General features: G+C 64.1%; 9 protein-coding genes. 6 read left to right on the forward strand and 3 right to left on the reverse strand.

The window, feature by feature from the left end:
• Positions 1–76: 76 nt before the first annotated feature.
• The gene (locus ABIG06_RS24070; RefSeq protein ID WP_124160717.1) at positions 77–1,351 is read left to right on the forward strand and encodes an acyl-CoA dehydrogenase family protein; all 1,275 of its coding nucleotides are present in this window, start codon (positions 77–79) and stop codon (positions 1,349–1,351) included.
• A gap of 177 nt (positions 1,352–1,528) precedes the next feature.
• On the opposite strand, the gene ABIG06_RS24075 is transcribed toward ABIG06_RS24070, so the two are convergent.
• Both ABIG06_RS24075 and ABIG06_RS24080 read right to left on the reverse strand, forming a co-directional pair.
• On the reverse strand, positions 1,529–3,106 hold the full coding sequence (locus tag ABIG06_RS24075) for a fatty acid--CoA ligase (protein WP_124160718.1): 1,578 nt from the start codon (positions 3,104–3,106) through the stop codon (positions 1,529–1,531).
• Between the two features lie 232 nt (positions 3,107–3,338).
• A complete protein-coding gene (locus ABIG06_RS24080) occupies positions 3,339–4,211 on the reverse strand; it encodes an SDR family oxidoreductase (RefSeq protein WP_124160719.1) in 873 nt (290 codons plus the stop codon).
• Between the two features lie 105 nt (positions 4,212–4,316).
• Between ABIG06_RS24080 and ABIG06_RS24085 the strand changes: the two genes are divergently transcribed.
• The 4 genes from ABIG06_RS24085 (at position 4,317) to ABIG06_RS24100 (ending at position 8,535) form a co-directional block, all read left to right on the forward strand.
• Entirely contained in the window at positions 4,317–5,126 is an 810-nt protein-coding gene (locus ABIG06_RS24085) for a crotonase/enoyl-CoA hydratase family protein (RefSeq protein WP_124160720.1), read from the forward strand.
• A 116-nt stretch (positions 5,127–5,242) separates the two neighbouring features.
• On the forward strand, positions 5,243–6,787 hold the full coding sequence (locus ABIG06_RS24090; protein WP_124160721.1) for an acyl-CoA synthetase: 1,545 nt from the start codon (positions 5,243–5,245) through the stop codon (positions 6,785–6,787).
• Positions 6,788–6,973: 186 nt separating this feature from the next.
• Complete coding sequence (locus tag ABIG06_RS24095; RefSeq protein ID WP_370138847.1) at positions 6,974–8,065, forward strand: rhomboid family intramembrane serine protease; 1,092 nt, start codon at positions 6,974–6,976, stop codon at positions 8,063–8,065.
• A 65-nt stretch (positions 8,066–8,130) separates the two neighbouring features.
• The gene (locus ABIG06_RS24100; RefSeq protein WP_370138848.1) at positions 8,131–8,535 is read left to right on the forward strand and encodes a YccF domain-containing protein; all 405 of its coding nucleotides are present in this window, start codon (positions 8,131–8,133) and stop codon (positions 8,533–8,535) included.
• A 155-nt stretch (positions 8,536–8,690) separates the two neighbouring features.
• Here ABIG06_RS24100 and ABIG06_RS24105 read toward each other — a convergent pair whose 3' ends face one another.
• Complete coding sequence (locus tag ABIG06_RS24105) at positions 8,691–9,608, reverse strand: NADP-dependent oxidoreductase (RefSeq protein ID WP_424578395.1); 918 nt, start codon at positions 9,606–9,608, stop codon at positions 8,691–8,693.
• 655 nt (positions 9,609–10,263) lie between these two features.
• On the opposite strand from ABIG06_RS24105, the gene ppc reads away from it, so the two are divergent.
• Positions 10,264–13,059, forward strand: coding sequence for a phosphoenolpyruvate carboxylase (ppc, locus tag ABIG06_RS24110; protein WP_370138850.1), 2,796 nt, complete (start codon positions 10,264–10,266; stop codon positions 13,057–13,059).
• The last annotated feature ends 14 nt before the right edge of the window (positions 13,060–13,073 follow it).

The following is a 13,073-nucleotide window of genomic DNA, read 5'->3' on the forward strand; positions in this document are numbered from 1 at the left end:
TCCGCTTAATCGTGCGAAGCATGAGTGCCCCTAGCGCCTTAACGCAAAACGACAAAATCAATCCGGGAGAGAACCTGTGGATTTCGCATTGCCTGCCGATCTCGTCGCCTATCTGGGAGAGCTCGACCGCTTCATCGAACGCGAGATCAAGCCGCTGGAAGAGGCCGATGACAACATCCGCTTCTTCGACCACCGCCGCGAATGGGCGCGCACCGATTTCGAGAATGGCGGCCTGCCGCGTCAGGAATGGGAGGCGCTGCTGCGCAAAGCCAAGGATCTCGCCGACGCAGCCGGTCACCTGCGCTTTCCGGTGCCGAAGCAATATGGCGGCAAGGACGGCTCCAACCTCTGGATGGCCGTGATCCGCGAGCATTTTGCCGCAAAGGGGCTCGGCCTGCACAACGATCTCCAGAACGAGCACTCCATCGTCGGCAACTTCCCCGTCGTCACCATGCTCGACCGCTACGGCCGCGATGACCAGAAGGCGATGATCGACGGCTCGATCAGGGGCAAGTACCGCATCACCTTCGGCCTGACCGAGCCGCATCACGGCTCGGACGCGACCCACATGGAGACACGCGCGGTGCCCGCGACCCGCGACAACGTCAAGGGCTGGATCATCAACGGCGAGAAGATGTGGACCACCGGCATGCACGTCGCCACGCATTGCGCGCTGTTCGCGCGCACGAGCGGCAATGACGGCGATGCTCGCGGCATCACCTGCTTCCTGGTGCCGGCGAAGAGCCATGGCGTGAAGGTCGAGGAGTACATGTGGACCTTCAACATGCCGACCGACCATCCCCGCGTCAGCTTCACCGACGTGTTCGTGCCGGAGGACGCGCTGTTCGGCGAGGTCGGCCGCGGCTTGTCGCTGGCACAGTGCTTCGTGCACCAGAACCGTATCCGCCAGGCCGCAAGCTCGCTCGGCGCCGCCGTCTACTGCATCAACGAGAGCGTGAAATACGCGCGCGAGCGAAAACCGTTTGGCCGGGCGCTCGCCGAGAACCAGGCAATCCAGTTCCCGCTGGTCGAGCTCGCAACGCAAGCCGAGATGCTGCGCCTTCTGATCCGCAAGACCGCCTGGGAGATGGACCAGCTCACCGAGGACCAGATCGAGCGTACGCTGTCCGACCGTGTCTCGATGTGCAACTACTGGGCAAACCGCCTCGGTTGCGAATCCGCCGACCGCGCCATGCAGGTCCATGGCGGCATGGGCTATTCACGCCACAAGCCGTTCGAGCACATCTACCGCCACCACCGCCGCTATCGGATCACCGAAGGCAGCGAGGAGATCCAGATGCGGAAGGTGGCGGGATTCCTGTTCGGCTACATGGGGCCGGGGAAGCATTGACTGTTGGCGAGGGTAACAATCCAGGTCTTCGTATGGAGGTGGTCTGGATTGCTTCGTCGCAAGGGCTCCTCGCGATGACGCGGAGAGAGCAACGCCTCTCTCCTCCGTCATTTGCGAGTGTAGCGAAGCAATCCAGCGTCTCTCAAAGAAGGTAGTCTCGATGGCTGCGCCTCGAGGCTAGTTCACCCTTCGATCCTTCCCCGCCCAATACGGCTCGCGCAATTGCCTCCGCAGAATCTTGCCGCTCGGATTCCGCGGCAGCGCCGGCAAAAACTCGACGCTCTTCGGCGTCTTGTAGCCGGCGATGCGCGTCCGGGTGAAGTTGATGATGTCGGCGGCGGTTGCCTGCTTGCCCGGCTTCATCACCACCACGGCCTTTACCGCCTCGCCCCATTTGTCGTCGGGCACGCCGATGACCGCGGCTTCGGCGACATCGGGGTGATCGCACAGCGCGCTCTCGACCTCGGCGGGGTAGATGTTCTCGCCGCCGGAGATGATCATGTCCTTGATGCGGTCGTGAATGTAGAGATAGCCGTCCTCGTCCATGTAGCCGGCATCGCCGGTGCGCAGCCAGCCGTCGCTACGCAGCGTCGCAGCGGTTGCCTCCGGCAGGTTCCAGTAGCCCGCCATGTTCGATCCCGAGCGCGTCGCGATCTCGCCGACCTGGCGCGGCGGCAGCGGCTTGCCGTCCACGTCCAGGATCGCGATCTCGACGCCCGGCAGCGCCTTGCCGGCCGAGCGCATCCGCTCGAGGCCCTCGACGTGATCCTCCGGCGGCAGCGCGACGATCGTGCCCGTGGTCTCGGTCATGCCGTACATCTGCACGAAGCCGCATTTGAAGATCTCGATGCATTCCTTCAGTAGCGCCGCGGGTATAGGCGAGGCGCCATAGAGCATGTACTTCAGCCGCGAGAAATCGACGGTTTTCGCGCGCGGCTGCCGCACTACGAATTGCATCGCCGCCGGCACCATGAACAGCTTCGTGATCCCGGACTGCTCGAAGAAATCCAGCACCTTGCTCGGATCGAACTCGCGCGCGATCACGCCGCGAGCACCGTGATAGAGTCCCATCACGCCCCAGCCGGAGCCGCCGATGTGGAAGATCGGCATTGCGACCAGCGAGACGTCGTCCGTCGACCACCGGTTCCACTCCGGCTTGTCCTCGGCATTGCCTGTCTGCACCAGGTTCAGGAAGTTCGCGTGGCTCAGCATCGCGCCCTTCGGCCTGCCTGTCGTGCCCGAGGTGTAGAGCTGGATGGCGATGTCCTTTGTGTCGATCGGCACCTTCGGGTCGTCGCCGCTCTGCGCATCGCGCCAGGCCGTAAAGTCCTGCCATTCTGGCGCACCGCCTTCGGTGGTGATGGTGGTGCGCACGGTGGGGAGTTGGTCCCGGATCTGGCGGACCAGCGTGATGAACTCCGGACCCACGAACAGCACTGGCGCCCTGCAATCCTCGACGATGAAGGCGACCTCCGGGCCCGCGAGCCGCCAGTTCACCGGCGCCATCACGACGCCAGCTTTCATCGCGCCCATCAAGAGCTCGAAATAGAGGTCGCTGTTCTTGCCGAGATAGGCGATGCGGTCGCCCTTCGTCACGCCCATCGCGAGGAGCGCGTTCGCGACCTTGTTGGTCTTGATGTCGAACTCGGCGAAGCTGGTGGTGCGGCCTTCGAATTCATAGGCGATGGCGCTGCCCCGGCTCTTCGCACGCTCGCGCACCATGTCGGCGAGGTTCGCCAATGGCTGTATGGACATGTTTCTCCCGTGGCGTCTTGTTCTTATGCCGGGGAGTGTGGCGTCATCCGCGGGTGAAGACAAGATGGGCGAGGACGGTGGTGCTTCCGTGTCCCGGACGCTGCGCAGGACGAAGTGATGCGCTGCAGAGCCCGGGCCCATTCTATCCACGCGCAAGAAATCTGGGCCCCGGCTCAGCAGTGCACCACGCCGAAGGCGGCGCGCTGCACTGCGTCCGGGGCACGAGAGAGCGTCACCCCCGCTTCGCCCGGTCCTTCTCGTTCTGCGCCATGATGCTCTCGCGCGCGGTCTTCCAGTCGTCGTCGCTCCAGTCGCGGAGCTGGTAGAAATTGCCGCCCATGGCGAGCGCCTGGGCGCCGTCCATGGCGATGGTCTCGCCGTTGATCCAGTCGCAGCCGCCGGAGATCAGGAACACCGCGAGGTTCTGCAGTTCCTCCATGGTGCCGACGCGGCCCATCGGGTTCATCGCCCTGGTGCGCGCGCCGGCTTCGTCGCCCGGCTTGATGCGCTTGCTCATGCCCTCGGTCGGGATCTCGCCCGGCGCGATGGTGTTGAGGCGGATGCCGTAGCGGCCCCATTCGGTCGCCAGCGACATCGTCATTGCGTGGATCGCCGACTTGCTCATCGCCGACGGCACCACGTAGGGCGAACCGTTGCGCACCCAGGTCACCGTGATCGAGACGACGTTGCCGGGCTGCTTCAGCGCGATCCAGCGTTTGCCGATAGCGTGCGTCACGTAGAACGTGCCGTGCATGACGATGTTGGCAACCGCATCGAAGCCGCGCGGCGACAGCTCCTCGGTCCGCGAGATGAAATTGCCGGCGGCATTGTTGATGAGGTCGGTCAGGGGAGCCTCGCGGAAGATGTTCTCCACCATCTCCTCGACCGCGAGCGCGTTGCGGATGTCGACGCCATGGCTGGTAACGCGGCCGCCATGGAGATCCATCAGCTCGGTCGCGGTCTCGTCGCAGACGATCTTGCGCCGGCCGCAAATGTGCACGTCGGCGCCGAGCTGGAGAAAGCGCGCCGCCATCGACTTGCCGAGACCCGTGCCGCCGCCGGTCACGAGAATGCGCCGGCCGGCCAGAAGATTTTCCTTGAACATGGCTGTTTCCCCCGTAGGGATTGTCAGTTAATTGGTCGATTGACTAAATCCGTCCGTCAGCTTTCTGTAAAGCGGCACCGAACAAGAACAGGGGAGAATTCATCCATGGAAGATCGCGTCTCGATCTCGATCTCGGAAGGCGTCGCTGATGTGCGCCTGGTGCGCGCCGACAAGATGAACGCGCTGGATCAGCCCATGTTCGAGGCCCTCGTCGCCGCAACCGACCGGCTTTCGAGGGAAAAAGGCGTGCGCGCCGTCGTGCTGTCAGGCGAGGGCCGCGCCTTCTGCGCCGGTCTCGACATGGGGCGTTTTGCCGCCATGAAGGAGAAGGGCGGCAACGGAATTCCGGGTGGCGAAAATCGAGACCTGACCAAGCGCACGCACGGCCAGGCGAACTTTCCGCAACAGGCGGTATGGGGATGGCGCCAACTTCCGGTACCGGTGATCGCAGCCGTGCACGGCGTCGCCTTCGGTGGCGGTTTCCAGCTCTCGCTCGGCGCCGACATGCGCTTTCTCACCCCCGACGCGCGGATGTCGGTCATGGAGATCAAATGGGGCCTCGTGCCTGATATGGCGGGCACGCCGATCCTGGCCTCGCTCGTGCGCGACGACATCCTGCGCGACCTCACCTATACCGGCAGGATCTTCTCAGCGCAGGAGGCGATGGCCTACGGCCTTGCCACGCGCATCTGCGACGATCCGCGCGCTGCCGCGCTCGAAGTCGCGCGCGAGATCGCCGGCAAGAGCCCCGATGCGATCCGTGCGGCCAAGCGGATGCTGAACAATCTCTCGGTCGATCCGGGCCCGGCGCTGCTGGCGGAATCGGTCGAGCAGCAGAAGCTGATCGGCAGCGCCAACCAGACCGAAGCCGTGCGCGCCAATCTGGAAAAGCGTGCGCCGAAGTTTGCGGATTGATCCGCTCTCCGTCGTTCCGGGATGGTCCGAAGGACCAGACCCGGAACCTCGAGATTCCGGGTTCGATACTGCGCGTCGCCCCGGAATGACGAACACAACACCAAAGATAAACAACAATGAGCGAAACGTCTGACTTCCTCGGCATCGTCTCCGGCGACCGCCGCCGCACCCACACTGAAGTCGCCAACCGCGCCGACCGCATCGCCTCCGGCCTCGCCAAACTCGGCGTCCGCCCGGGCGATTGCGTCTGCATGCTGATGCGCAACGACATCGCCTTCCTGGAAGCCGCCTATGCCGCGATGCGGCTGGGGGCCTATGGCGTGCCGATCAACTGGCACTTCAAGCCGGAGGAAATCAACTACATCCTTGGCGATACCGGCACGTCCGTGCTGATTGGACACGCCGACATGTTGCACGCCCTGCGCGATGCGATCCCCAACGGCGTCACCGTGCTCAGCGTGCCGACGCCGCCGGAGATCCTGTCCAACTACAAAATCGATCCCGATCATCTGAAGACACCGGACTTCGCGATCGATTTCGAATCCTGGCTTGTACAATTCCAGCCTTATGACGGCCCGGTGGTGCCGCAGCCGATGAACATGATCTACACCTCAGGCACGACCGGCCATCCCAAGGGCGTCCGCCGCAACGCGCCGACGCCGGAGCAGCAGGCCGCCGGCGAGCGCATGCGCGCGATGATCTATGGGCTAAAGCCTGGCGCCCGCGCGCTGCTGCCGGGTCCGCTCTATCATTCCGCGCCGAACTCCTTCGGCATCCGCGCCGGCAAGCTTGGCGGGGTACTGGTGCTGATGCCGCGCTTCGAGGCGGCGGAATTCCTGGAAGCGATCGAGCGGTACAAGATGGACACCATCTTCATGGTGCCGACCATGTTCATCCGCCTGATGAAGCTCCCCGAAGCTGTGCGGAAGAAGTACGACGTCTCCTCGCTGCGCCACGTCATCCACGCCGCAGCGCCGTGCCCGGCCGACGTCAAGCGCGCCATGATCGAATGGTGGGGGCCGGTGATCTACGAATTCTACGGTTCGACCGAATCCAGCGCCGTCACGTTTGCGACCTCGGAGGACGCGCTGAAGAAGCCTGGCACCGTCGGCAGGATATCGCCCGGTGCCGAACTGCGCTTCATCGGCGATGACGGCCGTATGCTTGGCGTGGGCGAGATCGGCGAGATCTATTCCCGCATGGCCGAGCTTGCCGATTTCACCTACCACAACAAGCCGGAGAAGCGCGCCGAGATCGATCGCGACGGCTTCATCACCTCCGGTGACGTCGGCTATATCGACGAGGACGGCTACGTCTTCATCTGTGATCGCAAGCGCGACATGGTGATCTCGGGCGGCGTCAACATCTACCCGGCCGAGATTGAATCCGTGCTGCATGCCGTGCCCGGTGTGCATGATTGCGCGGTGTTCGGCATCCCCGATGCCGAATTCGGCGAGGCGCTGATGGCCGTGGTCGAGCCGCAGGCGGGCGTCACGCTCGATGCGTCCGATGTCCGCGCCGCGCTGAAGGCGCATCTGGCCGACTACAAGGTGCCCAAGCATATCGAGATCCGCACCGGCCTGCCGCGCGAAGATTCCGGAAAAATCTTCAAGCGCCGCCTGCGCGATCCCTATTGGGAGCAGGCGGGCCGGAAGATCTGACGATATCGTAGGGTGGGCAAAGCGGAAGCGTGCTCACCAATTTCGCTTACGTTCCGCGCCGGGCTCGACCTGCGCAAGTTCGAGGGGCGGTAGCCCAGGCTGCCAGGTACGCGCAGGAGTAGCAATCATTGATCGGCTCGGCTAAGTTGGCGTTCCCACGCCCACGCCAGCCCGCGCTGATCATCCATGCCCTCGTACCGTGCCAGTCCTGGTTTCTTCGAAGTCCCCCATGCCGCCGTCTACGTGCTGATGACGGTCACTATCCTCGCGTCGGGTTTCTGCTTCATCCTGGCGGGCGGCGCGTCGGCGCCGGCGGAGTTGCTGTATCGGTTCGGTGGCATGTATGCGACCGCAATCGCGCGGCACGAGTACTTGCGCCTCGTCGCGTATGGCTTCCTGCACGTTGATTTCGTCCACCTCACCATGAACATGTTGTGCCTTGTGCTGTGGGGCGCACATCTCGAGCGGCGGGTCGGGCCGGCCTATTTCCTAATCATCTACCTCTGCGCGATGGTGTTCGGTGCCGTCATCGGCAATGGCATCCATTCCACGCCTTATTTGACAGTCGGGGCGTCCGGCGCCACGTCGGGCATCCTCGGCGCGCTGCTCTGCCTCTGGATACTCGGCAAGCACGACGTCGGGTTCGACTTCTTCGCTATAAACATCGGATTGAACATTGCGTTTGCGCTCGGCAATTCGCGGATCGACTGGGGCGTCCATCTCGGCGGTTTTGCAGCCGGATTGATCACGTGCGCATTGCTCGACCTTGTCGAAAAAGCGAACGCCTGGACGCTTCGTTGCAAGTTTCCCGAGGTCGTCAAGGTTAACCTGACCCTGCTAGCCTTCGTCATCGCGCTGTGGGCGTGGGGCGGTCCGGCGCAGAGCATCGCTACAGGCCTTTCCGCATGGGGGCTGATGGTCGTCATCGTGGTCGCATGCTGTGCCGTTGTGAAGATGGTCGATCTCGCGCTCTCTATGAAAAAGGGTCTCGCGGTCGTCGTGCCGGCCCTGGCTGGAGTGAACGCTGCTGCAGTGCTGTTGTGCGGTTGGGCGTTGGCATTCGCTTGCTGGCCGCACATGCCAATTGGATACATTCCGCTCGACCTGTTTCTTGTCATATTCTGCCCGAATTCCATTCTCATCTCGGGACTTGCCGCGGTTGGCGTCGCCGCGCTGACGCTTTTTCTCGGTGCGAAGGAGATTTTTCGAGGGATCGCGGATGTTGGATTCGTCGGCACGTCACTGCGAGCCGAACGCAGTCGTCGCCACGGTCTTTGATTCCGGCGAGGGCGCCTATATATGCCTACTTGCTGACGCGGATAATCTCGAGGCTCCTGAATCCCATGGCCCCCGTTTCCATTCTCCTCAACATCCTCTGGATCCTCATCGGCGGCGCCTGGATGGCGTTCGGCTGGGTGGTCGCCGCGGTCATCATGGCCATCACCATCATCGGCCTGCCCTGGGCGCGGGCGGCGTTCAACATCGCGGTCTACACGCTGCTGCCGTTCGGCTCGAGGGCGGTCAGCCGCTACGAGGTCACGGGTGTCGAGGATATCGGCACGGGTCCGCTCGGGGTGATCGGCAACATCATCTGGTTCGTGCTCGCCGGCTGGTGGCTGGCGCTCGGCCACGTCCTGACGGCCTTGGTGCTCGCCGTCACCATCATCGGCATCCCTTTCGCCTGGGCGCATCTGAAGCTCGCGGGCATCGCGCTCTGGCCGATCGGCAAGGTGATCGTACCGGCCTGAGACGTGACTTCATAAGGGTTGGCGCTCGGCGACGGAGCTGGAGGTCGCAGGGCTTGGCCATTATTGGCGGCTCATAAACCGAAGCGGACAACTCAACCGGCGACCGACCCTGGACAGCGTCGGTCGACCGCGTGCCTCGATGGGCTTTGCCTCGCTCAGGGACGAACACGGATGATCGTATTCCCCTTGCGTCGCTCGGTCGAATTCAGGGCGGCGACGGCGTCATCGAGGCTTGAAATCTTGCCGATGTGCGTCCTCAGTCGTCCGTCTTGCACCCGCTGGACGATCTCACGCAGTTGAGCGCGATCCGGCTCGACGACGAAGTCGACTGCTAGACCGTCGGAAGGCCGCGCCTCGGCGGGGCCGACGATGGTCACCAGTGTTCCTCCGGCTCGAATCCGTTCGACCGACCGCTTCTGTATGTCACCGCCAATGACATCGAACACCAGATCGATCTTGCCCACGTCGTCCAGGGCGTCGTTGTCGAGGTCGACGAACTCCTTCGCGCCGAAGTCGAGCACCGTCTGACGGTCGGCGGCGCGTCCGGTCCCTATGACGTAGGCGCCGGCCTCTCGTGCGAGTTGCGTCACCATCGACCCGACCGCGCCGGCCGCGCCGTGCGCGAGGACACTCTGCCCCGCCTTAAGATGGCCGTGCTGGAACAGTCCTTGCCATGCGGTCAGACCTGAGATCGGCAGGCTCGCCCCCGCTGTGAAATCGACGTCGTCCGGCAGCGGCGCAAGATTGCGCGCCTCGATCGCCACATATTCGGCCAGCGTGCCGTCGCGATACCAGTCCGCGAGGCCGAACACCCGCTGTCCCAACACCAGCCCTGTCGTTCCATATCCAAGCGCGGTGACCACTCCGGCCAGCTCGTGCCCCGGGATAGATGGTGTTCGGTCGCGATCGAGGCGATCAGTCCAGGTCGAAGGCCACGTCAGCTCAGTCGGAACAAATCGCGCCGCATGAACCTGAACCAGCACGTCGTTTATCGCAGCCTGCGGTTCGGGCCGGTCCACCAGCTTCATTCCAGCCGCTCCAGCGGCTTGGTCCCTTACAACGATAGCTTTCATGAGAATGGTCCTCGGTCATTTGTTTCTCTTGTTGCAGGAAGCGCGGACGTGCCGACCACCCAGTGGGCAATGCGAAACTCTCGTCGGAGATTTGCGCCGTTTGCATCGACCGGGAGCCTCAAATCCTGATGGATCGGGATTCCGGTCGCTGGCGTTTAGATGCGCTGCGCCCAGTCATAAAACAGGACCAAGACTGACGAATTCGGCTGTACCAAGCTCGATCGCCTCTCCCCATCCAGGATGCCGCGCGCCGGCGTCCCGACGGTCGCCGCCCGCGAGTTCACGGCAGGCCGAGGGGCGGCGGCTAGCGCTGGGGGGTGTTGTGAAGATGCTGCATCGTTGTGGAGGCGCGGAGCACTCGGCCGCCTCGGTGAGATTTCGGCAATCTCTCGTGCCCCGGACGCAGCGTAGCGCGCCGCGTCTTCGCGGCGTGATGCGCTGCAGAGCCGGGGCCCATGTTGCGGCAATGTGCTCTGTGGCTTGTGGGTCCCGGCTCGACGCAGCAACGCTTGCCGCGTTGCTGCTTGTCCGGGACACGCGATCATCGCCCCAGCCCTGCCGCGACGCCACCAAGTTCATCTTGCACTGCGGCAGAAAAATATCGCACACTCGCCGTTGCCGGGCATCCAAGCGAGCTCGAACCAAGGAGCGAGCCATGTCCCTCCAGACCGTACCATCCGAGGCCGATCAGCGCCCAAACCGCCCCGAGGACGTCCAGGCGCTGGAGGCCGACGCGCGGTTGCGGGACGACATCCGCCTGCTCGGTCGTATCCTCGGCGACACCGTGCGCGACCAGGAGGGCGCCGACGTGTTCGACCTGGTCGAGCGCATCCGGCAGACCTCGATCCGGTTCCACCGCGACGAGGACCGGCTCGCCCGCCGCGAACTCGAGCAGATCCTCGACAGCATGTCGACCTCCGAGACGGTGCGGATCGTCCGTGCCTTCAGCTATTTCTCGCACCTCGCCAACATTGCCGAGGACCAGAACAACATCCGCCAGATGCGCGCGCGCAGCGCTGCCAAAAGCGACGGCTCCGGCGTGCTGGCGGAGACGCTGGCGCATGCCAAGGCGGCGGGCATCGGTCCCGATCAGCTCCGCAACTTCTTCAAGACCGCATTGGTCAGCCCGGTGCTGACCGCGCATCCGACCGAAGTCCGCCGCAAGAGCACCATGGACCGCGAGATGGAGGTCGCCAGCCTGCTCGACCGTCGCGAGCGGGTCGCGTTGACCGCGGAGGAGGCGGTCGCCAGCGACGAGCAGCTTCGCCGCGAGGTGCTGACGCTGTGGCAGACCAATCTCTTGCGCCGGACCAAGCTGACCGTGCTCGACGAGGTCGCCAACGGCCTGTCCTTCTACGACTACACCTTCCTGCGCGAGGTGCCGCGGCTGATCAACACGCTGGAGGACCGGCTGGAGGAGGGAGGCGCGCAGGCTGCGGGCGAACTCGCCTCGTTCCTGCGCATGGGCAGCTGGATCGGCGGCGACCGCGACGGCAACCCCTTCGTCACCGCCGACGTCATGCGCGGCACGCTGCGGCTGCAATCGAGCCGGGTGATGCAATTCTATCTGAACGAGCTGCACGTGCTCGGCTCCGAGCTGTCGATCGCGGCTCATCTCGCCGATGTCTCCGAGGAACTGCGCAACTTGGCGGAGCGCTCGCCGGACACCTCGCCGCACCGGAGCGGCGAGCCTTATCGTCTCGCGGTGTCCGGCATCTATGCCCGGCTCGCCGCAACGGCCGAAATGCTCGAGGTCGAGATCACACGCCGGCCGGTCGGCAAAGCGGCGCCTTACGCCAGCGTCAAGGAGCTGCAGGCCGATCTCGACGTGCTGCACCGCTCGCTGATCTCCAACAACGCGCGCGTCATCGCCCGCGGCCGGCTGCGGCTGCTGCGCCGCGCGGTGGACTGCTTCGGCTTTCATCTCGCCCGGCTCGACATCCGTCAGAACTCGGCCGTGCACGAACGCACCATCGCCGAGCTGATGGACGCCGCCAATCCCGGCATGTCCTATCTCGCGCTCGGCGAGGACGCGCGCATCTCGCTGCTCACCAACGAATTGCGCTCGACGCGCGCGCTGGTCTCGCCATTCGTCAAATACAGCGACGAGACCATGGGCGAGCTCAACGTCTTCCATGCCGCCGCGGAAGCGCATGCGAAGTTCGGCCCGGACGCGATCCCTCAATGCATCATCTCGATGTGCAAGGGCATGTCGGACATGCTGGAAGTGGCGGTGCTGCTCAAGGAGGTCGGCCTGGTCCATCCCTCCGGCCGCAGCGCCATCAACATCGTGCCGCTGTTCGAGACCATCGAGGATCTGCAGGCCTCATCCGGCATCATGGACCGCATGCTGTCGCTGCACGATTACCGCCGGCTGGTCGACAGCCGCGGCAGTGTGCAGGAGGTCATGCTCGGCTATTCCGACTCGAACAAGGACGGCGGCTTCGTCACCTCGGGCTGGGAACTCTATAAGGCGGAGATCGGACTGGTCGAGGTGTTCGAGCGCCACCACGTGCGGCTGCGCCTGTTCCACGGCCGTGGCGGTTCGGTCGGCCGCGGCGGCGGCCCGAGCTATGACGCCATCATCGCGCAGCCCGGCGGCGCCGTGAACGGCCAGATCCGCATCACCGAGCAGGGCGAGATCATCTCGTCGAAATATTCCAATACCGAGGTCGGCCGCAACAATCTGGAGATCCTCGCCGCCGCGACGCTGGAAGCAAGCCTCCTGCATCCGCGCCAGAGCGCGCCGCGCCGCGAATATCTGGTCGCGATGGACGAATTGTCGAACCTCGCGTTCAAGGCCTATCGCGGCCTGGTCTACGAGACCGAAGGCTTCGTCGATTATTTCTGGGCTTCCACCGTCATCAACGAGATCGCGACGCTCAATATCGGCAGCCGCCCGGCCTCACGCAAGAAGACCCGCGCGATCGAAGACCTTCGCGCCATTCCCTGGGTGTTCTCCTGGGCGCAATGCCGCCTGATGCTGCCGGGCTGGTACGGCTTCGGCAGCGCAGTCGAGCAATGGATCGCCGAGCATCCCGACAAGGGCATGCCGTTCCTGAAGGAGCTCTATAAGGAATGGCCGTTCTTCCGGATGCTGCTGTCGAACATGGACATGGTGCTGGCGAAAAGCTCGATCGCGATCGCCTCGCGCTATGCCGAGCTCGTCCCCGATGAAGCCTTGCGCGAAAAGATCTTCGGCCGCATCCGCCGCGAATGGCATTCCTGCATCGAGACGCTCCTGGACATCATGGGACAGGACCGCCTGCTCCAGGGCAACCCGCTGCTGGAACGCTCCGTGCGCCACCGCTTCCCCTATCTCGATCCGCTCAACCACGTGCAGGTCGAACTCTTGAAAGAGCACCGCGCGCAGAACCCGGACGAGCAGGTGCTGCGCGGGATTCAGCTCACGATCAACGGCATCTCGGCGGGCTTGAGGAATACGGGGTAACTCATCCGTCGTTC

Origin of the sequence: Bradyrhizobium sp. USDA 326 (genome assembly GCF_049739485.1) — a bacterium.
Lineage (GTDB): Bacteria > Pseudomonadota > Alphaproteobacteria > Rhizobiales > Xanthobacteraceae > Bradyrhizobium.

Bases quoted from the DNA above. Each gene is read 5' to 3' on its own strand.
- ABIG06_RS24085 (WP_124160720.1), top strand. From the start codon at position 4,317: ATGGAAGATCGCGTCTCGATCTCGATCTCGGAAGGCGTCGCTGATGTG.
- ABIG06_RS24090 (WP_124160721.1), top strand. From the start codon at position 5,243: ATGAGCGAAACGTCTGACTTCCTCGGCATCGTCTCCGGCGACCGCCGC.
- ABIG06_RS24095 (WP_370138847.1), top strand. From the start codon at position 6,974: ATGCCCTCGTACCGTGCCAGTCCTGGTTTCTTCGAAGTCCCCCATGCC.
- ABIG06_RS24080 (WP_124160719.1), bottom strand. From the start codon at position 4,211: ATGTTCAAGGAAAATCTTCTGGCCGGCCGGCGCATTCTCGTGACCGGC.
- ABIG06_RS24075 (WP_124160718.1), bottom strand. From the start codon at position 3,106: ATGTCCATACAGCCATTGGCGAACCTCGCCGACATGGTGCGCGAGCGT.
- ppc (WP_370138850.1), top strand. From the start codon at position 10,264: ATGTCCCTCCAGACCGTACCATCCGAGGCCGATCAGCGCCCAAACCGC.
- ABIG06_RS24100 (WP_370138848.1), top strand. From the start codon at position 8,131: ATGGCCCCCGTTTCCATTCTCCTCAACATCCTCTGGATCCTCATCGGC.
- ABIG06_RS24105 (WP_424578395.1), bottom strand. From the start codon at position 9,608: ATGAAAGCTATCGTTGTAAGGGACCAAGCCGCTGGAGCGGCTGGAATG.